This window comes from Paraliobacillus sp. JSM ZJ581, assembly GCF_044383835.1.
Lineage (GTDB): Bacteria > Bacillota > Bacilli > Bacillales > Amphibacillaceae > Paraliobacillus.
Map to the genome: position 1 here is coordinate 20,809 of NZ_JBISEP010000026.1, position 23,620 is coordinate 44,428.

Here is a 23,620-nt window from a genome sequence, read left to right on the forward strand (position 1 = left end):
TCATCCCCTCATTATTTTCATAGTACAATTTTATTTTTGATCCTTACGCCCGTTTGTTGAATATAAATATCATAAACATCCGTGTTGTCTTTACCCGATCTAATAAATATTCCATAATCAATGTCATTTATCTCTTCTGTTTCTTTAATTTTCATTTAGAAGGTGATCCAATCACCTTCTAATGTAAATTATAATTTTTATGATGACTGATGTATAATATAACTAGAGACTTAGTTTACGAATAAATTGGAGGTTATACTATGAATTGGAGGTTATACTATGAATTGGTTGTATGTCACTTTTTTAATATTCATAGCTATTGGATTCCTATTATTTGTTTATGGGATGAAGAAAAAATCTATTATGTCAATGTTTTTGGGTGGTTCTATGATTATCGCACCAATATTTTTCGCTATCGATTGGAATGTTTTTGTGCCATTTGTCCCACCACTCGCAATGGCCATTGCACATTTTGTAAAGAAAAAATTAAATCTATCCTAAAGAGAACGGGCTTTTTTATGCACTCTTCAACATCTGAACATTCCTATAATTTGATTTTTGACACGCTTATATAAGCATTTGTTCTACACATTTATCAAATGTCAAATCTTTTCATTAATCGAGCCCACGAAACCAATAAAGGTAGTTTTTTAAGTATCTTGTTGCTACTACTCGGAATGTCGTTCTTTAACCATAACTATTCTCTATAATATTGACAGTAAATACTTATAAAAAGTTCCCCATTTCAATAGGTATTAAATGCCTTTATACTACATACATCGCATTAGCATAATTGCGTAAAGATTTTGTTAGCTTATAAAATCAATAAAGTATCTATTAAAAAAACAGCTATCTTGTTATATTGATAGCTGCTTTTCTGCAAATTGTATTAAATTCAAAGTCAAAATTATTTTGGGTGAAGGGATTTTGATGAATAAGGTTATAAAAATCACTTTCATCATGATTTGCACGGTAAAACAGTACCGTTAAGTGACCGTATTTGCTATTTATCTTCCCAAACGGTAACTTAGAACGGCTCTAAGTTACCGATATCGCTACGAATCCTCTCTAACGGTAACCTAGAACAACTTTAAGTTACCGCCATCGCAAAAAATCATCCTAAACGGTAACTTAGCCTCGCTACATATCCAAAAAAAGCATAGCTCACTTGTTCAAAAAAATTCTCAGCAAAACAGTTCTTCAAAATGTTAAACAGTTTCTTCTTTCGATATATATTCAAAAGCAGTACGCACTGCTTTGATCGTTTCTTCAATATCTTCATCTGTATGTGCGGTTGATAAGAACAAGCCTTCAAATTGTGAAGGAGGAAGAAACACACCTTGCTCTATCATTTGGCGATAGTAGCTGGCAAATCGTTTTACATTTGATTTGCTCGCTGTTTCATAATTAACTACTGGTTGATCATTAAAGAAAACGCCAACCATAGAGCCTGCACGATTTACTTGTAACTCAATTTGAAAATCGTTTGCGGCATGCATAAATCCTTCAATTAAACGATCTACTTTCTGATTCAACTTGTGATAAGCAGGCTTGTCCATTGCTTTTAGAGTTTCTAATCCAGCCGTCATAGCTAACGGATTACCAGATAGTGTACCCGCTTGATAAATATCACCAGTAGGTGCTACTTTCTCCATTATTTCACGTTTTCCTCCATACGCACCAACTGGGAGTCCTCCACCAATAACTTTTCCTAAACAAGTTAAGTCTGGTATAACATTAAAATGCGCTTGAGCACAATGATAACCAACTCGAAAACCAGTCATTACCTCGTCAAAAATCAATACTGAACCGTATTGTTCTGTTAGCTGACGTAACCCTGGCAAAAATTGTTCGGACGGTGGAACTACCCCCATATTACCAGATACGGGCTCTACAATTACTGCTGCGATATCATCACCATATTGTTCAAATGCATATGTCGCGCTTTCTAAATCATTATAAGGAACAGTAATGGTGTGCGTTGCAATAGATTTTGGAACACCAGGGCTGTCTGGTAAACCAAGTGTCGCTACGCCTGACCCAGCTTTAATTAGAAGCGAATCACCATGTCCGTGATAATTACCTTCAAATTTCAGAATTTTATCTCGACCTGTATAGCCACGTGCTAAACGTAATGCGCTCATGGTCGCTTCTGTACCAGAATTAACCATACGAATCATTTCAATCGATGGTACACGATCAATCACTAATTTGGCTAATTCATTTTCTAAAATCGTTGGTGCGCCAAAACTCGTTCCGTTCTCAGTTACTTTTTTCAGCTGTTCTACTACATTTGGGTGTGCATGCCCAAGAATTAACGGTCCCCAACTTAATACATAATCAATGTATCTATTTCCATCAATATCATAAATTTTCGATCCTTTACCACGTTCCATAAAAATTGGATTCATACCAACCGACTTAAAAGCACGAACTGGAGAATTTACACCACCAGGTAATAAATCTATCGCTTCTTTATAAGTATCAATGGAATGATTAAATGATTTCATTGTAAGGATTCATCCTTTCTTTTATTGCAACCATTTTGCCACATCTTTGGCATGGTAGCTAATGATTAAATCCGCTCCTGCTCGTTTCATCGCTGTTAGTGATTCTAGTACAACCGCTTTTTCATCAATCCAGCCGTTTTGAGCGGCTGCTTTGATCATTGCATATTCTCCACTAACATTATAAGCGACGATCGGAATATCTTGTCTTTCTCGAATGTCACGAACAATGTCCATATACGCTAATGCTGGTTTCACAATTAAAAAGTCTGCGCCTTCTTCTACATCTGATGCTGCTTCTCGAAAGGCTTCCATTCGGTTAGATGGATCCATTTGATACTGCTTACGATCACCAACTTGTGGTGCACTATCAGCCGCATCACGAAACGGGCCATAAAAAGCAGATGCATATTTCACTGCATAAGACATAATTGGCGTTTGTTTAAACCCTGCTTCATCAAGCCCTATTCTTATTGCTGACACAAAACCATCCATCATATTAGATGGTGCAATGATATCAGCTCCAGCCTTTGCTTGTGAAATAGCCGTTTGTACATGTAAAGGTAAAGATTGATCATTATCTACATGGCCATTTTTATGTATCACACCACAATGCCCATGTGATGTATATTCACACAAACACGTATCAGCTATAGTCAGCATATCAGGAAAATAACCTTTAATCTGCTTCAACGCCTCTTGTACGATACCTGATTCACAATACGCTTGAGTCCCTACCTCATCTTTTTCTTTTGGTATACCAAATAGTAATACACCACGGATGCCTAGTTGCTGTAATTGTTGTATTTCTTGATCCAAATAGTCTAACGAAACTTGATACACACCCGGCATGGAAACAACCTCAGTCCGAATGTTTTCTCCTTCGATCACAAACAATGGATAAATTAAATCGTCAATCGTTAAAGCTGTTTCACGAACTAACGCTCGCATTGCATCTGAAGAACGTAGTCGGCGATGTCTTTGAAAGTTTAGTTCACGCATCATTACACCCCTTACATCAGTTTGAAAAATACTCGGAAATGATTTGAATCATCTCTTCTGCAGTAAATTTTTTTGGTATGAATACCTGCTGAAAGCCACTAGCTAAAGCAGCCTCTTCTGTTGTTGTACCAATACAAACGCATAGTCTATTTCGTTTAACATATGCTGTTTGATTAGGGATATCTTTTGTTTGCTCGTTAAAAGAATATACAGTGGAAGGGCTAGTAAATGTGTACACATCTAGCTTATCTTGTTGTATCCACTTTTTTAATTCCTCTTGGTATGCCATGTCATATATTGTCTCATACACAAATATCACATCTGTTTTAACTGCTTCATTTGTTAATACTTTCTTCACCTCTAAAGAAGATTGATTTCCTAAAGCTAACAAAACATGTTTCTCTCTACCAAACTGTTCGACAAATTGATTTGCCATTTCTGTTGCTTGATACTGACTTGGTACAAAATTCGCTTGATATCCATAGAACTCTAATGTTTGTTCTGTTTTTTCCCCTATAGCTGCAAGTTTTACATCTTTCAGTTGTAAATCACACATTTGATAGTATTGCATATTGTCAAAGAAAAAACGGACACCATTTGCACTTGTGAAAAAAATCCAATCATAATCATTTACTTGTTGTATTTTTTTTCTATTCTCATCACTATATTTCGTCTGAAAGGTTATTAATGGAACATGCTTTGGTTCGGCATCCATAGCAGAAAGACTCTCCATCATCGATTGTGCCTGATCGATTGATCGGGTAACAAGGATTTTTTTTCCTTTCAGTCCATCATTCATTTTCAGATAGCTCCCGCTTCACTTGATCAATGATTGCTTGTGCTCCTCTTTCTTTTAAAAGTTTAGCAGCATGTTCACCTACTTGAACTGGGTCCTTACCTTTTACCTCTTCATGTAAAACGGTCTTCCCATCAGGTGTAGCAACTAATGCTGATAGCACGACCTCATTTTTGTCTATTTTTGCATAGCCAGCAATCGGTACAGAACATCCTCCTTCCATCCTATGTAAGAAGGTGCGTTCTGCAATTACTGTATTAGTTGTTTCTTCATCTCTAATTTTCTCTAGCCAGCTAATTAATTCTTTATCTGTTTCACGACATTCAATTGCTAATGCACCTTGACCAATTGCTGGTACACTTATAGTAGGCTCTAAATATTCTGTTACAATGGCTTGACTCCAGCCGACTCTATTTAGGCCTGCAGCCGCTAATATAATCGCATCAAAATCTTCTTCCTTTAATTTTCGAAGACGTGTACCTATATTTCCTCGTATCCACTTAATTTGTAAATCAGGACGAGCAGCAAGAATCTGCGAGCTTCTACGCAAACTACTAGTCCCAACAATTGCACCTTTTGGTAGATCCATTAATTTTTCATGTTTTTTTGAAATTAAAGCATCCCGATGGTCTTCTCGTTCTGGAATAGTCCCAATCGTTAAGCCTTCTGCAACAGCTGCCGGCATATCTTTCATACTATGTACCGCCATATCAATCTCTTCATTGTACATGGCTTGTTCTATTTCCTTTACAAATAACCCTTTCCCCCCGACTTTTGATAAAGTAACATTTAAAATTTTATCACCTTTTGTTGTGATTCTTTTTATTTCAAAAGTAAACGGTGCTCCAGCAGCTTTTAATTTGCCAATTACCCATTCAGTTTGTGTTATTGCTAATTCACTTTTACGTGAGCCAATAATAATCTTGCGCATATTTCATCACCCTTTGTTCGTAATAGGATAATACCCCACCTTTTTAAGGGCGGGGTATAGACTAGTGCGTTGCAACGGTTTCTAATACTTTCTCTGATTGGTTACTATCTGCTTTTAATGGAATAACATTATTTTGTTTCATCTGTTCTTTAATTTTTTGATTAACTAGATCTTCTATACCAAATATTTTCACAAAAAGTGCTAAAGCTTCTGTTGCATGGGGTTCAACAGCTAATTCTTTTGCTTCTGATACTGGTTTTTTCAATAATTGATTAATAATACTTTTCGTATGCTTGCTAATTACTTTTCTTTCACGGTCTGTTAGATCAGGGATTTTTCGTTCAATACTATCCATTGTTTCTGCTTGTATAGTAAGTGCATGTTCTCGTAATGATGAAATAATAGGCACAACGCCTAATCTGTTCAACCATTGATTAAACGCTACAATTTCCCCTTCGATCATTAATTCAATTTTATCAGATGCTTGCTTTCTCTGTGAAATATTATTATCAACAACATCTTGTAAATCATCAATGTCATACAAATAAATATTATCCATGCTTGCTATTTCAGGATCTATATCTCTTGGAACGGCAATATCTATCATTACTAATGGGCGATCAGGTTTGCGTTCTTCCATCACTGACCCAAGTGTATGCTTAGTAAGAACAAAATGGTCTGCATTAGTTGAACTAATAAAAATATCTGTTTCTAACAATGTTTGACTTAATTGCGCAGTGGTAAGTGCTTGTCCATTAAATTGCTGTGCTAACACTTGCGCTTTCTCAAGCGACCGATTCACTACTGTCAATGTTTCGATACCAGAATCATATAGATTTTTCGCTGCTAATTCACCCATTTTACCCGCACCTAATATGGTAATATGTTTTGATGTCATGTCGTAAAACAACTTTTTAATTAGACTAACTGCTGCATAACTAATTGATACAGGATGATCACTAATTCCTGTTTCTTTATGTGCGCGCTTTGCTAATGTAACAGCTTGTTTAAATAACTGATTAAAAACCGTTCCTGTCGCTTGTTTAGATTGAGCCAAATGAAAAGCATGCTTGACTTGACCTAATATTTGCGTTTCACCAACAACCATGGAATCAAGACCTGCTGTTACGCGGAACAAATGCTCTTTTGCTCCATCATTTTCATATATTACTAAGTGAGAGGAAAAAACGTCCTTCTCCATCCCAAACCAATTTGCTAAAAATTGTTTAAGGTAGTATCTACCTGTGTGTAATTGATCGACAACTGCATATAACTCTGTTCGATTACATGTGGAAATAATCACATTTTCTAACACACTCTTTTGTTGATTTAGTTTTTGGATTGCGTCAATGAGTTTATCTTGATGAAACGTGAGCTTTTCACGTATTTCAATTGGAGCAGTTCGAAAATTAACACCAACCATAAGGATATGCACACTATCTACCCCCAAGTATTTTGTAACTATATATTACATGACTAACTTCTTTTGTTTTAATTATAAAAATTTAATCTTCTTTACAGTACATTTAATTATTTTCCAATAATGATTTCTGCTATGATAAAATATATAAATAGTGTTGATCTATTATTCAATACTTATGTACTTTATCATATCTATCAGTCATAATCAAGAAACTAATATTATATAATAACTATTATAAATAAGGAGAGGCATATGCGCAAACAACATTCATTAACAGCTTTTTTATTGATTGGTATCGGTGGATACTTCTTATTAAAACAACTTAAATTACCAATTATTACTGACTTTTATTCTTGGCCAACCTTGCTGATCATTTTAGGTGTAGCCTTTTTGTTACACGCTTATATGGCTAACGATTATGATAAATTATTCCCAGGTGCTGTTCTTTTAGGACTAGGGATTCATTTTCATGGAGTAAAATACTATGGATTTTGGATTGATCATTGGGGAGTTTACACACTAATCATTGGTCTTGCTTTTATGATTCGCTATCAAAAAACGAAGTCTGGCTTATTTCCTGGTTTACTATTAATCGGGTTATCTCTGTTTGCTATCTTTGCTTCAAATAAACCGAGTTGGTTTTATTGGATTAATTCATCTATGTCATTTTTAGAATCTTTTTGGCCATTAGCACTAGTAATATTAGGTTTTTATTTATTGTTTAAAAAGAAGTAAAGCGTGATATAAAGCGAAATAACACGGTAGTTAATATAAGAAACAAGACAAAGAGCTAATGGTAAAACACGACTCGTTAAATGAAAACATGAACAAACGCTACTAATATTAAAGTTTAATCATTGCTTCAAAAATATACTCTCTTTTAGCAAAGCGCGAGCTAAAGGTATGTGTTATTTTCACTTGGAACGCAAGTATAGATCAGTCAATTATGTCGTCTACGCTATCTTTAATCACACTTTGATTAAAGATAGCTTTCATTTACAATGCACATAGAATAGGCTGAAAACTATTTTACGGAAAACAAGGCAGCTTCAAAAATCACTACATCGTGACGATTGAAACTGCCTTATTTCTATGATTATGTTATTTGCTAGATTACTTTCTACAAGTAAGATTGAATTGCTCTCCACGCTTCTTCTTTTCCTTGTGCAGTTTCTGCAGAAAAAGGAATCACTTGATCTTCCTGTTCTATTTCCAATGTGTCTTTGACACGTTGCACATGCTTAGATACTTGTGATTTTTTAATCTTGTCCAATTTAGTTGCTATAACAATAACAGGAATTTGGTGAAATTTTAGAAAGTCATACATTGCTATATCATCACTAGTTGGTTGATGTCTAATATCAACAATAAGCAACGTTGCTTTTAATTGCTCACGTGTAGAAAAATACTCTTCCATCATTTTACCCCAAACTTCTCGTTCTTTCTTAGAAACTTTGGCATACCCGTATCCTGGAACATCAACAAAATGAAATACATCATTAATTTTATAAAAATTTAATGTTTGTGTTTTCCCTGGCTTTGAGGAAGTTCGTGCCAATGCCTTTCGGTTAATCAGCTTGTTAATAAAAGATGATTTCCCAACATTGGATCGCCCAGCCAATGCAATTTCTGATATAGGATCTGCCGGGTATTGTTTTTTTGCAACAGCACTAATTACTATCTCAGCTTTGGTTACTTTCATTTTCATCCCCCATTAATGCATGTTCTAATACAGTATCCAAATGTTGTACTGTAATAAAGGTAAGCTCTTTTTTTACACTATCCGGGATATCCTCTAAATCTTTTTCATTATCTTTTGGCATAATAATGGTCGTAATACCAGCTCGATGTGCACTAAGTGTTTTTTCTTTTAGACCGCCAATCGGAAGTACCCTCCCACGCAAAGTAATTTCTCCGGTCATTCCAACTTCTTTACGGACAGCGCGATTAGTAAGCGCAGATACTAAAGCAGTCGCAATCGTAATACCGGCAGAAGGACCATCTTTTGGTGTAGCACCTTCTGGAACATGGATATGAATATCATTATTTTGATGAAATGCTGGATCAATCGAAAATTTGTCTGCTCTAGAGCGAACATAACTAAACGCTGCTTGAGCAGATTCTTTCATTACATCGCCCAATTTACCTGTCAGCGTTAGCTTTCCCTTTCCCGGTACAATACTAACTTCTATAGAAAGTGTATCTCCACCAGCTGCGGTGTAAGCTAAGCCTGTAGCTGCTCCAACTTGATCTTCTTCTTCTATCATACCATAACGGAACATCGGCTTGCCTAATAATGCTTCAAGTTGCTTTTCTGTTACAATGATTTTTTTTCGCTCTTCAGAAATAATGATTTTAGCAGTTTTTCGACACAAGGATGCAATTTGGCGTTCTAAACCTCTTACCCCTGCTTCTCTTGTATAACGTCGAATTAATTTTAATAATGCATCTTCTCTTAACTGCAGTTGCCCCTTTTTTAAACCATTTTCTTTTATTTGTTTTGGCAACAAATGATCTTTTGCAATATATTGCTTCTCTACTTCAGTATAGCCACCAAGTGAGATAATTTCCATACGATCTAACAACGGACGTGGAATAGTTTGTAAATTATTCGCTGTTGCAATAAACATTACTTTAGATAAATCATAAGTCTCTTCAATGAAATGATCACTAAAATTGTGATTTTGCTCTGGATCAAGCACTTCTAACATCGCAGAAGAAGGGTCACCACGAAAATCATTTGCCATTTTATCAATTTCATCTAATAAGAAAACAGGGTTAATTGTCTCGGCTTTTTTCATTCCTTGCATGATTCGTCCCGGCATTGCCCCAATATAAGTTCGACGGTGACCTCTAATTTCTGCTTCATCACGAACACCACCTAAGGAAATCCGAACAAACTTACGATTTATTGCCCGGGCAATAGATTGCGCTAAGGATGTTTTACCGACGCCCGGCGGACCAACTAAGCAAAGAATTGGCCCTTTTAATGATTGTGTAAGGTGTTGCACAGCTAAATATTCCAATATACGTTCTTTCACTTTGTCTAAACCATAGTGGTCATTATTTAAAATTGATTCAGCATGATTTAACTCTAAATTATCTTCTGTTTCTTTCGTCCATGGTATAGATATTAACCATTCGATATAATTACGTATGACAGAACTTTCAGCCGATGTTTGTGGGATTTTTTCAAAACGTTTCAATTCTTTCAAAGCTACTTCTTCTATGCGCTCTGGCATATCAGATGCTTCAATTTTATCTTTTAAATTTGCTACATCGCCTGTCTTGCCATCCTGGTCACCTAATTCTTTTTGAATAGCACGCATTTGCTCACGTAAGTAATATTCTTTTTGCGTTTTCTCCATTGACTTTTTCACGCGTTGACCAATTTTTCTTTCCAGTGATAATACTTCTCGCTCATTTGAAATAAGATAAATTAATTGTTGAAGACGATTTTTTATATTGATCGTTTCTAATAACTCTTGTTTAACTTTTAATTTTAATGTTAAATGTGAAGTAATAATATCAGCTAATCTTCCTGGCTGCTCAATATCTTGAACAGTATGGTATGTTTCTTTGGTTAATTTTGTTGATACTTGTATGTATGCCTCAAATTGGGTAAGCAATGAACGTCTTAACGCATCTTCTTCATTTGTCTCCACATGGACATCTACTAATTTTTCCACATCAGCAATCAACATTTCATCATCACTAATTTTCTTTATTTTTCCTCGGTCTAATCCTTCGACTAAAACCCGAAAAGTACCATTGGGCAACTTTAGCATTTGTTTAACGTATGCAATGGTACCTATTTGATACAAATCATCTTTTGTAGGGTTCTCTACACTGCTTTCTTTTTGTGCAACTAAAAAAATTTTATTTTCTTCCATCATTGCTTTTTCTAGTGCTTGCACAGATCGTTCTCTCCCCACGTCTAAATGCACCACCATTGATGGAAACACTAAAAGTCCTCGTAATGGGAGGAGTGGTAACTTTGTGTGATTTTTTTGTGACATATAATCCCTCCAATGCATTACTCATCATTTAACTTAGTTTCTTCCTTATATTCATTTCTTCTTTATCTATTTCAGATTGTAGTACATAAGGTAACGCTTCCTTAAATGTAGTAATAGGTATAACCTGTATACGATTATCACTTTGAGACAACGTATCTATATTTCCCTTAGGGACAAGTGCAATTTTAGCACCAGCTTGTTGTGCTGCTTTCACTTTCACCGGGACTCCTCCTACCGGACGAATTTCCCCATATAAACTGATTTCTCCAGTAACAGCTACTTGATGGTTGATTGGTGTTTTTTTCATACATGAGTAAATAGCTAATGCAATTGCCATTCCTGCTGAAGGCCCATCCACTGGTGTGCCACCTGGAAAATTAATATGAATATCATATTGATGAGCTGGTACTCCAATTGACTTTAAGTAAGTGATTACTGTTTCAACAGAAGATCTAGCCATACTTTTTCGTTTAATTGACTTACTTTTCGTACCTAACGTTTCTTCTTCAGCAATACCCGTAATTGTAATGCAACCTTTACTTGTAGTTGGAAGTGTTAATACTTCAATCGGAAGTAATTGACCTGTACTTGGGCCTGTCACGCCTAGTCCATTAATCTTTCCAACTTGCGTTTCTGATAAAACGCGTTGTGTCATTTTAGGTGTTAACCGACTTACATCAGCAACCCAATTTATATCTATTTCGGTAATTTGTTGTCTATTTTTATTTTTTGCAACTGTAGAAGCAATTTGTATCATATTTACAGCTTCTCGTCCGTTTTTCGCATACATCGTTAACAGATCTAATGCCATATTAGTTAAACTACTTCCGATTTTTTCGCATGCTCTTGTCCCGATTAACCTCATATCACCTTGATCTAATTCTTTAAAATATATCTCTAAACATCTTGAACGAATTGCTGGCGCTATTTCATCAGGCATTCTAGTCGTTGCACCTATTAAACGGAAATCAGCAGGTAAACCTTCTGAAAATATTTGATGAATATGTTTCGGTATTTGTTCATTTTCTTCACTATAATAAGCACTTTCAAATATTACTTTTCTATCTTCTAAGACTTTAAGCAGTTTATTCATTTGTGTCGGATGTAATTCTCCGATTTCATCTATAAATAAAATCCCACCATGCGCCTGAGAGACAGCTCCTTTTTTTGGTTGTGGAATACCCGCTTGTCCCATTGCTCCTGCACCCTGATATATCGGATCGTGTACCGAGCCAATTAGCGGATCAGCAATACCTCTTTCATCAAACCTAGCAGTTGTTGCATCTAGCTCAATAAAAGGTGCGTTGTTTGAAAAAGGTGAATCACTATTTTTCTTCGCTTCTTCTAATACTAATCGAGCCGCTGCAGTCTTACCAATACCGGGGGGGCCATATATTATAACGTGTTGTGGGTTGCTATGACAAATAGCTGCCCGTAAGGCCTCAATTCCCGTTTGTTGTCCAACTACATCCTCTAATGTTGTAGGCCGTATTTTCTCAGACAATGGCATAGTTAATTGCGTTTGTCTCATTAATTGTAACTTTTCTAACTCTTTTTTAGATTCTCTTACAACTCCATTTTTAGTTGTGCGTTGACGCCTAAGTAAATTCCAGAAATACAATCCTACAATAGCTCCAAAAAAAAGCTGCACAATAACAATCAACGTAACAAGTCCCATTTTTAACCTCCGTTAATATAAATGATACTTGTTAGTATTTCCGCAAATATAGAAGCTAAACCGTTTATTTAGAACTCCTTTATATGTACTAGAAATCCCTTGCTATCTACATAACAAGGGATCTCTAACACTTTGTATTAGCAAAAGTTACGCACTTTCTTTTGGAGACTGTTTGTTGTTATCTTTTACTGACCCATCCTCTAGAATTAACTTTGGATGACCATTTTCTATCGTCACTGTATCTTTCGTAATAATACATTTAGCAATGTCATCGCGTGATGGCAGTTCATACATTACGTCTAGCATAATGTTTTCGATAATAGAGCGTAAACCACGAGCACCTGTCTTGCGTTCAATGGCGAGTTTAGCAATTTCCTTTAATGCTTCCTCTTCAAATTCAAGCTCAACATTATCCATGTCAAATAATTTTCCATATTGTTTCACAAGTGCATTTTTTGGTTTTGTTAAGATCTCAATCAACGCACTTTCATCTAATGGTTCTAAGCTTCCAATTACAGGTAGACGTCCAATGAATTCAGGTATTAACCCAAAGCGAAGCATATCTTCTGGAAGTACTTTAGCTAATAATGCACCTTTATCTAAATCATCTGTTTCCGACCCGGCACCGAAACCAATCACTTTCTTGCCTAGGCGGCTTTTAATAATTTGTTCAATCCCATCAAATGCACCACCACAAATAAACAAAATATTTGTTGTATCAATTTGAATAAACTCTTGATGTGGGTGCTTTCTACCACCTTGTGGAGGAACACTAGCAGTAGTACCTTCTAATATTTTTAATAAAGCTTGTTGTACTCCTTCACCAGACACATCACGTGTAATGGAAGGATTTTCTGATTTTCGTGCTACTTTATCAATTTCATCAATATAAATAATACCTTTTTCAGCTTTTTCCACATCATAATCTGCTGCTTGAATTAGTTTAAGTAGGATGTTCTCCACATCTTCCCCAACATAACCAGCCTCAGTTAATGATGTTGCATCTGCAATTGCAAAAGGTACATTAATAATACGAGCTAATGTTTGAGCTAATAATGTTTTACCACTACCTGTTGGCCCAATCATCGCAATATTACTTTTCGCTAGTTCTACATCGTCAGTTACTTTTGGTGCATTGATACGTTTATAGTGATTATAGACTGCTACAGACAGGTTCTTTTTCGCTTTATCTTGACCAATAACATAATCATCAAGCGTCTTTCGGATTTCTTGTGGTTTTGGAATTTCAGTGAACTCTACTTCTTCCTCAGATCCTAATTCTTCTTCAACAATTTCTGTGCATAATTCTATACATTCATCACATATATAAACGCCCGGACCAGCAACTAGTTTACGTACTTGATCTTGGCTTTTTCCACAAAACGAACATTTCAATTGTCCTTTTTCTTCATTAAACTTATACATCTATTTCACCCCTCAAGTGTAAGTATCTACTGAAACAGGAAACAGATCATGCATATTATTCCCTATTACCTCTTTTTCACATCATATCAGATAAAAGCACCTAAACAAAATAAAACACTCTATCATCTATTCTATTTAGTGTCTCCATTGCAATCATTCAATAAACCTACGAATCATTAGAACATTGATGTATTAAAAACATATTAATGGAAAGATCATCATGTTAATCGAATACGACAAGGTTTTTGGTATTTAAAAACAAGGTATACTTCATTATGTATAAAATCAAATATTTGTCAACTAATATATGCTATATGTAGATTTGTTTATATTATGTAGAGAAACAAGACAGCCTATGCCTTGTTTCTCAATAGTTACTTACTTTGTTGTACTATTTTCCACTAAGAAGTCAATTGCCTTCTTAAATTTTAGGTCTTCTTTAATCATGTTTGTATTACCACCTAGCATTTGAGTTAATTGCTCCACATCTACTTGATACATGCTAGCCATTGTTTCTAGTTCTTCCTTAATGTCTTCTTCTGTTACTTCTAGCGTTTCAGCATCAGAAATTGCTTCTAATACAAGGTTTGTTTTTACACGATTTGTTGCATCTTGCTTCATTTGCTCTTTCAATGCATTTTCATCTTGGCCTGAGAATTGGTAATACATATCCATAGTCATACCTTGCATTTGAAGCCTTTGTTCAAACTCACGAATCATACGATCCAATTCTGATTTAATCATAGCATCTGGAATTTCAACGGTTGCATTTTCAGATGCTTGATTGATTAATGATTCACGTTTGTTATTATCTGCTTCTGTTTGTTTTTGCTCTTCTAAACGCTCTTTTGTTTTTTTCTTTAACTCGTCTAGTGTTTCTACTTCTTCATCTACATCTTTAGCAAATTCATCATCCATCTCTGGTAATTCTTTTGCTTTGATTTCATGAATTTTCACTTTAAAAGTAGCTTCTTTTCCAGCTAAATCTTCTGCATGATATTCTTCTGGGAAAGTTACTGTTACTTCTAGTTCTTCACCAGTTTCTTTTCCAACTAACTGTTCTTCAAAACCAGGAATAAATGAACCTGATCCGATTTCTAATGAATGATTCTCTGCAGCTCCACCTTCGAAAGCTTCTCCATCAACAAAACCTTCAAAATCAATGACAACGGTGTCACCGTCTTCTGCTTTCCCTTCTTCTTTTACAACTAATTCTGCTTGTTGTTCGCGCTTATTCTCTAATTCATGCGCTACATCTTCATCTGTTACTTCAACAGATACTTCTTCGATTTCTAATCCTTTATACTCACCTAAAGTCACCTCTGGTTTTACTTCAACCGTTGCTGTAAAAATTAGTGGCTGACCTTTTTCAATTTGTGTAATATCTACTTCTGGCTGATCAATTGGCTCAATTCCGGTTTCATCAATTGCACTCGCATATGCTTCTGGTAAAATAATGTCCACCGCATCTTGGTATAAAGATTCCACGCCAAAGCGTTGTTCAAACAACCCACGAGGTACACGCCCTTTACGGAAACCTGGTAATTGAACATCTTTCACTACTTTTTTGAATGCTTCATCTAATGCTTGATTAAATTGTTCTGCATCCACTTCAACAGTTAAAAGGCCTTTGTTGCCTTCTTGTTTTTCCCATTTAGCTGTCATTTTATTTCCCTCCATAAACATCTTATATAAATTCTATTTGCCGTTCATTCAAAGTACGATTCTGCTATACGAGACCGAACGCAAATTACAACCACTTTATTATAACATAAACATGCTCCCTTTCAAGATTTACTCATTGGGAACGTAAAACTATTTTTTCATTAATGAAAAGTATACTTTTTCATAATATAAAAGGTCTTCTATGTATAGCGAAAGTGTTTCACTTACATATTCGTCCTGTAGTGTTTTTTCATCCATAAAAGAGACAGAACTTAAATAAATAATTGCATCTTTAATATGTAACATGTTTTTGTCATTTAAAACAAATGGATAGACAACAAAAAAATAACGATAAAGCATTTGATCTGCTAATTCATACAATGATGGATTTTTCTGTTCTATTTCTTCTAGTTCTTTCTTTATTTTCTTATAAATTGGATGATCTGTCATGTATGGAAAAGTATTCGGATTAATATATGTAGTTTGTGAAAATTTGCAAATCGTTACCTCATCATTACACATGTTCGCTTGTAACAAGCCGATAATTACTGTTTTGACCATTGGATTGATGGCATTATTTTTTAACATATCCTTAAATAATGCAAGGAATGATGAGATATCGCTATGGTGCAAATGATTTACAAGGTGCCATTGTAAAACATCATCTTGCTTTTGGATCGCATCTTTTAATTTAGATAACGTTGCAGAAATTTGTTTATCCGTTTGCTCCTTAAGCAACGACTCGTTCAACTGGTACAGTGTATTTAATTGAGATGAATAAGGCTCAGGTACCGTTTGTTCTTCCTCAAATACTTCGTCTATTAAGAAGGAAACATCTTGATACTTATTCGCTTGAAACAGCAAAGTTGCATAGATATGTACATAAGCAAAGTAATAATCGTCTTTCTTAGCAAGTAACTCTTCACACAATACCTCAGCTTCGTGTTGCCTTCCTAATTCAATTAAACAAGTTAATCTAGCAATATCTACTTCTTGATTTGTTTCTTGATACTCAAGTAATAAATTGAGATTTTCTAATGCTTCATTAAATTTTTTTTCGCGTATGAATTGAAACGCTTTTCCTTCAATCTCATCCTTCCATCTAGGAAATAAAACAATTTTTTTATCATGTGTTTCCATGAAACATTCCTACTCTCAGTTCTAATTTTTTAGAATCGTGGTATCCTTTCACTTTTATTTACTTTTTTCTTTAGTCATACCTTCCCTTTTATTCACAACTTCAAACAATCCGGTAGCAGATAATCCTGCAAATCCCCCTGACCATAATCTTAGTACTAATTCCATTTCCGTAAAAGGATAGGCAATTGCACCTATAATCAGACCAATAATAAAACTAATCATCGGTATCCAATTTTTCGGCAAATAAACTGTCTTTTTGATCAATTCAACTATTGAAGTAACAATCGGAATTAATACCGTAGCAAACATCAACACTTGATCCACTATACCCACCTCCACTATAGCATACGACAAAAAAGAATGGAAAATGAATATGGATTAGAATGTTTTTATGATTTAAGTGCATAATGTATATTTCTCTATTACTAATTCTTTTCCTTCTGCTTTTAAAATCCAAAAAAATGATCATCATTTTTATTTAGAATAGACAGATACCTTTCCTATTTTTTTTAATATTCATATACTGCTTTTAGTACTAAATATGTAAAAGTAGGTGAGTGATTTGGCTGTATTATGTGATGTATTAAATAGCGGAGGAATTGTCTCGTGTTATTTGAGCAATAGTAATGGCGAACCAATTGATCCCTTCGATTCTTCGTCAAATGTATGTCGGGAAATAAAAAGAAACTCTAATGAAAGAGAAGATGTGCCCGTTACCTTACCGTCTGGAAAAGAAGTGACATTACAGAAAGTGGTGATTCAAAAATCAGGTTATATCGTTATTAAAGTGTCAAATGAAATGGATACTTGTTTATCAGATCCTATCCCCTTTCATAAGGTTGAAAATCTATTACTCTGTGCACCGAAAGGAACAGATATAGCGTGCAAAATTACTGACTTTAATTGTTCAGCAACGATCAATTGTCAAAACAACAATTATCGATCGGTACAAGTCCATCTAGATATCTGTCAAAGCATTCAATCAGTGACAGATACTACAATTGAAGTCGATGAAAGGTTATGTCAGCCTAGAGAACAAATCATAGATAAACGTTGTATCACACCTAGTATCCCTTCAAATTGCAATCATTTAGATCAACATAATCAAGATATGCAACCTGTCATTGCTGAAGAATTGAGCTGGGGAGATTGTAAAAAGGAAGACAAAATATGTGTCCATGTACCAAAAGTATACGATTGGGTTATACGACAATCCACGATAACCCTTAGAAAAAGTGCAGAACAAGTTCCTTTTGTTTGTAACATATGCTCACTAGATTTGTTTGTGCCAGCTGTAATTGTATGCGAAGGAACAATATCTGGTACAATCACTTGTGATGATGCGCCTATAGAAGGAGCCATAATAAATTTATCCGCCTCACCAAATATCGTTTCTTTCTCTCCTAATCCAACCGTTTCCGATGCATTTGGGAATTTCACCAGTACGATAACTGTTCCTGCTGGCACAGATCCAACAGAGGTTGAAATTATTGCAAGTACAATGGTAGATGATAAACTGCTAACTGTATCACTACCTACCATTGCTCAATGTCCAGTCGAACCATGTGAATTAACACTCTTTGGCCCGGATGTAATTGAATGTAATGATGTAATTAGTGGTAACGTGCGGTGTGGTGATTTATTCATTCCTAATGTTGAAGTTACCTTAACTGCGAATCCTGCAATTGTGACTTTCGATCCTAACCCTGTCTTTACAGATGAAAATGGCAATTATATATCTGCTGTAAACGTCCCTGCTGGTACACCACCAACAAATGTTGAAATAACCGCTTCTGCTACAGTGGATGGAGATTTACTAACTACATCTATCAATGTAATTGTTTCCTGTGAACGAGATTGCTTTTTAGAATTAAATGCAGATGCGATCATATCCTGTGAGGGGATTATTACTGGCTTTTTAATTTGTGATGGCATACCTGTTGATGGAGCAATTATTGAATTTAGCAATTTTCCATCCATAGGTATGTTCACACCGAATCCTGCAATAACAGCCGCCGACGGCACATTCTCTACTACACTAACTATTCCAGAAGGTACACCTCTCCTTTCTACTACCATTACAGCTACTACGTTCATAGACGGTGAAATAATAACCACCTCGATTGCTGTGCAGGTGGAATGTCCTGAAGTAGAATGTCCATGCAAATTCAGATTTGGTATTGAGGGCGGCGCGGCTCCAACAACTGTTAATATTACTAGAAATGGCGTCCCATCTTCTTTATCAGGTACAATTAATGTTACGGCGATACAATGCTTCACCGATGCACCAATGTGTAATCCAGCAGTAGACAACTTTAACGTTTCCTTTGGAGATGATAACAATACAATTAATTTTATTAACGGTAGAAGAATAGAAATTGAATGCGACGGAAACACATTTGCTAGCGTAAGAGGTATAGCGACAGCGACAGGAAACTATTTACCAGACGGCATATATGAAGTCACCATTACGTTAACAATAGGTGCTGGCAATATTGGTTCGTGGACAGTAGATGCTACAGATATGCATGGCAATACATTTTCCACTTCATTTACAGCACCAATTACACCAATTACATTCATTGGTGATTGTGATGAGCGCCCATAGAGTATTTGATAGCTCTTATAATAGTAGTCAATAAATACAATCATAAAATAACCGCAAGAAATCAAAAATTTTAAATTAGTTTCTTGCGGCTTTTGTATGTTATACTTCACGTAATAAATTTAAGTAGGTGAACGGTATGAAAAGAAAAATTATTCTTAATTTAGCCATAAGTCTAGATGGCTATATAGCAGATGCGAATGGCAATTATGATTGGATCGAAGGAGACGGCCAAACCAAACTTGATACAGAAAAAGATTTCAGTTTCCCTGAATTTATGGATCGAATCGATACGATTGTTATGGGAAGAAAATCTTTTGAAGATTGTCCGATGGAGGCGTTCGCTAATCATAAAATCATTGTAGCTACTTCTCATGATAAGAAGAATGAGAATAATGTAGCATTTGTAAACACAGACATCGTTACTTTCGTTCAAGATTTCCAAAAGCGTGAAGGAAAAGATATTTGGTTATTTGGTGGAAGTACCTTAACGGCAGACTTTATTCAAGCGAATATAGTGGATGAGTATATTATTGGTATTGTACCCATCATTCTTGGTAGCGGGATACGCTTATTCAAAGATAACAATCCAACTATTCCATTACAGCTAAAAGATTATACAGTGAAAGAAGGATTGCCGATTTTTACGTATACGAGAAGATGAGATAGACATCTTTCTTGTACGCGACTTGCTATTTATGAACAATCTATACTCTAATATTTTTTCAGTTTTGAAGAAGCATAATTATAATTTAATATAAACAATCACACAATTAACTATTACTTCTTAATTGATAATATGGTAAAGTTAAACTGTTAAATACGAATTAAGTTCATTTAGTATATAGCTTTTTTTCTATTATTCTATTGCTTAAATCATTTTAGAATATGCAGTAGTCTAATTTTGTATCGCCAAACCTGAATGTAAGGAATAAAAAAATGAAATTTAACAAAATTAATCTTGTTTATGAAATATTTATCCTTTTACTAGTAATAACTTCTATCGCTACCATATGGATAGATAACAAAATATTTATTTATTTTGATAGGTTAGTTTGGTTTATTCTATTTTTAGATGTGTTTATTCGCTTCATCTTCGCAACAAACAAATGGAAATTTTTAAAATCTAATATATTTGATATTATTGCAATTATTCCACTAGGTACTATCTTCCAGACTGCTAGATTCGCTAGAGCAATTCGCTTAGTTCGGATATTCCTCTTAACTAAAAATCATGCACCTATCTTATTAAAGATTTTGAAAACAAACGGCTTAGATAAGCTTATCTATACATCTTTTACACTAATTTTTATTTCTTCATTAATTGTTACGTATTCTGAGCCAAACATTACATCATTTGCTGATGGGGTTTGGTGGTCTATTGTTACAACTACCACAGTTGGCTATGGAGACATTTCTCCTTCAACCATAATTGGTAGAGTGGTTGCGGTTATTTTAATGATTGTAGGGATAGGTTTAATAGGAATGCTAACAAGCTCTATAACTACTTTTTTCATAAAAGAAAACAATGTGAAAATAAAAAGTGTTTCATTTATTCAAGACCAGCTGAATAATTTTGAAGATTTATCTAGTGAAGATATAAATGAAATGATTTCACTTTTAAATGAACTAAAAAAAAGAAAAAGTGATACACATTATTGATATTTAACTTATCTGAAATCCTATTCCGCCTCAGTTACTTACAATATTCGATCAGGAAATGATAATACTGTTAATTAGGACTTAGACAACAAAAAGAAAAATATTTAATTTAATGATGGGAATAAAGCCACCGTGAGCATTGAAAAGATATTAGTAATCGCTAGATTGTGAAAGGCGTTCGTGAGTTTAAATTCACAAACGCCTTTTTATACTTTGTGGGAGCATGTTAAATCGTCAATCATATCAAAAAATTAATGTGTTAAGTCACTTATAAAAAGTGAGCTAATATAAACTATTCAGTCGTTTCCATATCTTCCGGATAATTTACTGTATCCAATATTTCGCCATTCGTATTTTCAACATTGATTGTCACATCATAGTCTTCTGGTGAAACCCCATCGAATAATTGATAAAACATTCCTGATATTCCTAGCGTGAAGGAAACCATTCCATCCAAGCTGTTTTCAAATTTTTCTTGTTCTACAGTCATTGTGAACTTAGAGAAATCCTTATTTGCTTTAATGTCTTGAATAGATGGATAATCACCACTTGAAGTTATTTCTTCAATCGATTCACCTATTTGAGTCTTATACTCGTTCATCATTTCTTTATGCTTTGCTTTCGACATTTTATAAGTTAAACTGCCATCTTCGTTCTTTTTGACTTTTAGTCCCTCTTCTTCAGCGTCGGCGATCGATTGTTCAGCAGAATCTACCATAGAAGCTGGGATAGTTACTTCCACACTTAATAAATTTTTATCTACTTCTACGTTCTCATCTTCTTCACTATTTGCTTGTTCAGTTCCCTCAGAGTCTTTATTCGATGAATCATTTTTAGAGGCCTCGTCACTACAAGCCACCAAACCAAATAACATCATACTAAATAATATAAGTGCAATTTTTCTCAAACTAATTTCTCCCCCTAATTTATCATTACTTAACACTATATCATTAATTGGATTGTTTTACCATTATAATTCAGAACTTTTATCCTATTTAAAATTAAAGATAGCCTTTTCTAACGTGTATGCAATAAGAAACAATCATAATAAACATTCACAAAAAATAACAATTGTGGTAATCTTAATAAAATAATGCGAAATCTAATGAATAAATCGTTTAGATAAAAGTGTTGAACATACTAAGTTTAGCCTTATGAGGTGATCTTATGAATGATCAACAATTTTTACAACTGCAGGAACTCGTAAAAATTGGTGAAGAAATAAATTTTGATTTTGATGATGTGGAGTATTGGATAAGTCATACCTCTGATGGGTTGTGTCATCTGACAAGAGTAAGTGATTCATATACTCAAACATTTGATAGTGTTGATTCTTTATTTAATAATGCAAAGTTAGACAATAAGAACCTTAATTTAATATACCCAAATATTCCATGGATGTATTAAATTATATGATTTAGTTACTAACATAAGGGCAACCGACTAAGCATTAATAGATAAATCAGTAGTTATAGAAATTATGACAGACATGTTTAGATCGTTCTGCAATACAGTTAAAATAGAAAGGATAGATTTAAATGTATAAAGAAATTGATTTTTTTGATTGGACAGTTAAATTAGAATCAGATATAAACCCAGTAATAGATACTAAGGTAGGGAGAAGTATTAACCCAAGAAGCATTAGAAGTCTTAGAAAGAAACAATATTCCATATAAAATTAAAGATAATTTCATTTATATACCAGAAGACGCTTTTGATAAAGCTATTTACTGTTGTAGTTAGTTATAACACCATGATGTACATCAAAATATTGCCCTCCCTGAACGCATCACTTTATTCGAACAAACAAAAAACCTTACAATTTAAGATTTTAAGGCTATTTTTTAGAGTCCAAGGAGAGATTCGAACTCCTAACCCACAGCTTAGAAAGCGGTTACCACTAGTTTTTTATTATTTCTCGAAATATCATAAAACCGTCTATAAAAGGATTTTGTGGCTTTATTTTATCTTAAAATGTGATCCACTTTAATTAGCAGGTGCTTTTTGTATTTACAAATGTTCTTACCTTCATTTGTTTTGTCTCAAGTTCAAGTTCTAATAATCTAACTGCTTTAAGCTCAATAATAAACCATCATCTGTAATCTTTTTAACCTTGAATAAATTTAACTTTGTGTCAATTTTTTTATCCATTTTATCTGCATTACTGAATGAAATTCTTACTGCATCTATTGCATAATTAAGAACTGATAACACACCTGCACTTCCTAATCCCACTCCTATACTTTCATGCTCTGGAAGATGAGTATCCATAATCTTTTTTACTTCCTTATAATAGTCTCCTTTAATAAAGATATAATCAGATTTCGCCTCTAAACCTGCTAATAACTCAGTTCGATTATGTGCTTCATAAGCTTCTATACCATTTACTTTGTACATAAAAAATTCCGCCTTTCAAGTGTCATAATAATTATACGAATATAAACAAACTAAAGTTTCGCTTTTTTCTAATTTTATTTATTAGACTAAACTACCCGATACATGAGCATTATCAAAGTGGTATATCATACACGCCAATTCTAATCGGATCTCTTCTTTCTTGTACAAACAGCTTCAATACTAGCATGTCTAAATCTTCTACTTCATCTTCATAATACAAGTATGTAAAATCGTGTTGGTGATCACGTACTTTAATGATCCGACAATGAAGAAAATATTCTTTAACTTATATGCCTAAATTGCAATATTAAATGCAACACCCTTTGAGAAACCACTGATTAAGGTTTACCTGTATTTGTGGATCGTGTTG

The 23,620-nt window shown here is 34.4% G+C and carries 20 protein-coding genes and 1 pseudogene; 6 read left to right on the plus strand and 15 right to left on the minus strand.

The window, feature by feature from the left end:
• The first annotated feature begins 279 nt into the window (after nucleotides 1-279).
• Nucleotides 280-501: a hypothetical protein gene (locus ACH6CY_RS12830; protein ID WP_374067726.1), complete on the plus strand. Its 222-nt coding sequence runs from the start codon at nucleotides 280-282 to the stop codon at nucleotides 499-501.
• Nucleotides 502-567: 66 nt separating this feature from the next.
• Here ACH6CY_RS12830 and ACH6CY_RS12835 read toward each other — a convergent pair.
• From ACH6CY_RS12835 to hemA, 6 genes and pseudogenes are all read right to left on the minus strand, one after another.
• A pseudogene (locus tag ACH6CY_RS12835) lies at nucleotides 568-678 on the minus strand (IS1595 family transposase); the annotation flags it as partial.
• A 530-nt stretch (nucleotides 679-1,208) separates the two neighbouring features.
• On the minus strand, nucleotides 1,209-2,510 hold the full coding sequence (gene hemL / locus ACH6CY_RS12840; protein WP_374067727.1) for a glutamate-1-semialdehyde 2,1-aminomutase: 1,302 nt from the start codon (nucleotides 2,508-2,510) through the stop codon (nucleotides 1,209-1,211).
• Nucleotides 2,511-2,531: 21 nt separating this feature from the next.
• On the minus strand, nucleotides 2,532-3,509 hold the full coding sequence (gene hemB, locus ACH6CY_RS12845) for a porphobilinogen synthase (RefSeq protein WP_374067728.1): 978 nt from the start codon (nucleotides 3,507-3,509) through the stop codon (nucleotides 2,532-2,534).
• Between the two features lie 16 nt (nucleotides 3,510-3,525).
• Nucleotides 3,526-4,308 carry a uroporphyrinogen-III synthase gene (locus tag ACH6CY_RS12850; RefSeq protein ID WP_374067729.1) on the minus strand — a complete coding sequence of 261 codons (783 nt, stop codon included), beginning with the start codon at nucleotides 4,306-4,308 and terminating at the stop codon, nucleotides 3,526-3,528.
• Nucleotides 4,301-5,236 carry a hydroxymethylbilane synthase gene (hemC, locus tag ACH6CY_RS12855; RefSeq protein ID WP_374067730.1) on the minus strand — a complete coding sequence of 312 codons (936 nt, stop codon included), beginning with the start codon at nucleotides 5,234-5,236 and terminating at the stop codon, nucleotides 4,301-4,303. Before hemC ends, ACH6CY_RS12850 begins: the two co-directional genes overlap by 8 nt.
• 61 nt (nucleotides 5,237-5,297) lie before the next feature.
• Nucleotides 5,298-6,671, minus strand: coding sequence for a glutamyl-tRNA reductase (gene hemA / locus ACH6CY_RS12860; protein WP_374067731.1), 1,374 nt, complete (start codon nucleotides 6,669-6,671; stop codon nucleotides 5,298-5,300).
• 240 nt (nucleotides 6,672-6,911) lie between these two features.
• Here hemA and ACH6CY_RS12865 point away from each other — a divergent pair, with 240 nt between their 5' ends.
• Nucleotides 6,912-7,394: a LiaI-LiaF-like domain-containing protein gene (locus ACH6CY_RS12865; protein ID WP_374067732.1), complete on the plus strand. Its 483-nt coding sequence runs from the start codon at nucleotides 6,912-6,914 to the stop codon at nucleotides 7,392-7,394.
• Nucleotides 7,395-7,779: 385 nt separating this feature from the next.
• Here ACH6CY_RS12865 and yihA read toward each other — a convergent pair whose 3' ends face one another.
• The 7 genes from yihA to ACH6CY_RS12900 form a co-directional block, all read right to left on the minus strand.
• Nucleotides 7,780-8,361, minus strand: a complete 582-nt coding sequence (gene yihA / locus ACH6CY_RS12870) for a ribosome biogenesis GTP-binding protein YihA/YsxC (RefSeq protein ID WP_374067733.1) — start codon at nucleotides 8,359-8,361, stop codon at nucleotides 7,780-7,782.
• Entirely contained in the window at nucleotides 8,342-10,678 is a 2,337-nt protein-coding gene (gene lon / locus ACH6CY_RS12875) for an endopeptidase La (RefSeq protein WP_374067734.1), read from the minus strand. Before lon ends, yihA begins: the two co-directional genes overlap by 20 nt.
• Nucleotides 10,679-10,706: 28 nt before the next feature.
• Nucleotides 10,707-12,356, minus strand: a complete 1,650-nt coding sequence (gene lonB, locus ACH6CY_RS12880) for an ATP-dependent protease LonB (RefSeq protein WP_374067735.1) — start codon at nucleotides 12,354-12,356, stop codon at nucleotides 10,707-10,709.
• 147 nt (nucleotides 12,357-12,503) lie between these two features.
• Nucleotides 12,504-13,781 (minus strand): ATP-dependent protease ATP-binding subunit ClpX, encoded by a 1,278-nt coding sequence (clpX, locus tag ACH6CY_RS12885; protein ID WP_374067736.1) that lies wholly within the window; start codon nucleotides 13,779-13,781, stop codon nucleotides 12,504-12,506.
• A gap of 378 nt (nucleotides 13,782-14,159) precedes the next feature.
• Nucleotides 14,160-15,446, minus strand: a complete 1,287-nt coding sequence (gene tig / locus ACH6CY_RS12890) for a trigger factor (RefSeq protein WP_374067737.1) — start codon at nucleotides 15,444-15,446, stop codon at nucleotides 14,160-14,162.
• 150 nt (nucleotides 15,447-15,596) lie between these two features.
• Nucleotides 15,597-16,586 carry a hypothetical protein gene (locus ACH6CY_RS12895; protein WP_374067738.1) on the minus strand — a complete coding sequence of 330 codons (990 nt, stop codon included), beginning with the start codon at nucleotides 16,584-16,586 and terminating at the stop codon, nucleotides 15,597-15,599.
• 54 nt (nucleotides 16,587-16,640) lie between these two features.
• On the minus strand, nucleotides 16,641-16,910 hold the full coding sequence (locus tag ACH6CY_RS12900) for a holin (RefSeq protein ID WP_374067739.1): 270 nt from the start codon (nucleotides 16,908-16,910) through the stop codon (nucleotides 16,641-16,643).
• 229 nt (nucleotides 16,911-17,139) lie between these two features.
• Here ACH6CY_RS12900 and ACH6CY_RS12905 point away from each other — a divergent pair, with 229 nt between their 5' ends.
• The 3 genes from ACH6CY_RS12905 (at nucleotide 17,140) to ACH6CY_RS12915 (ending at nucleotide 20,853) form a co-directional block, all read left to right on the plus strand.
• Nucleotides 17,140-19,194, plus strand: a complete 2,055-nt coding sequence (locus tag ACH6CY_RS12905) for a BMQ_0737 family morphogenetic spore coat protein (RefSeq protein ID WP_374067740.1) — start codon at nucleotides 17,140-17,142, stop codon at nucleotides 19,192-19,194.
• 136 nt (nucleotides 19,195-19,330) lie between these two features.
• A complete protein-coding gene (locus tag ACH6CY_RS12910) occupies nucleotides 19,331-19,855 on the plus strand; it encodes a dihydrofolate reductase family protein (protein ID WP_374067741.1) in 525 nt (174 codons plus the stop codon).
• A gap of 275 nt (nucleotides 19,856-20,130) precedes the next feature.
• Entirely contained in the window at nucleotides 20,131-20,853 is a 723-nt protein-coding gene (locus ACH6CY_RS12915) for a potassium channel family protein (protein ID WP_374067742.1), read from the plus strand.
• Between the two features lie 292 nt (nucleotides 20,854-21,145).
• Here ACH6CY_RS12915 and ACH6CY_RS12920 read toward each other — a convergent pair whose 3' ends face one another.
• Nucleotides 21,146-21,760 carry a hypothetical protein gene (locus ACH6CY_RS12920; RefSeq protein WP_374067743.1) on the minus strand — a complete coding sequence of 205 codons (615 nt, stop codon included), beginning with the start codon at nucleotides 21,758-21,760 and terminating at the stop codon, nucleotides 21,146-21,148.
• Between the two features lie 260 nt (nucleotides 21,761-22,020).
• On the opposite strand from ACH6CY_RS12920, the gene ACH6CY_RS12925 reads away from it, so the two are divergent.
• Complete coding sequence (locus ACH6CY_RS12925) at nucleotides 22,021-22,260, plus strand: hypothetical protein (RefSeq protein WP_374067744.1); 240 nt, start codon at nucleotides 22,021-22,023, stop codon at nucleotides 22,258-22,260.
• 648 nt (nucleotides 22,261-22,908) lie between these two features.
• Here ACH6CY_RS12925 and ACH6CY_RS12930 read toward each other — a convergent pair.
• Nucleotides 22,909-23,250, minus strand: coding sequence for a hypothetical protein (locus tag ACH6CY_RS12930; protein ID WP_374067745.1), 342 nt, complete (start codon nucleotides 23,248-23,250; stop codon nucleotides 22,909-22,911).
• Between the last annotated feature and the right edge of the window lie 370 nt (nucleotides 23,251-23,620).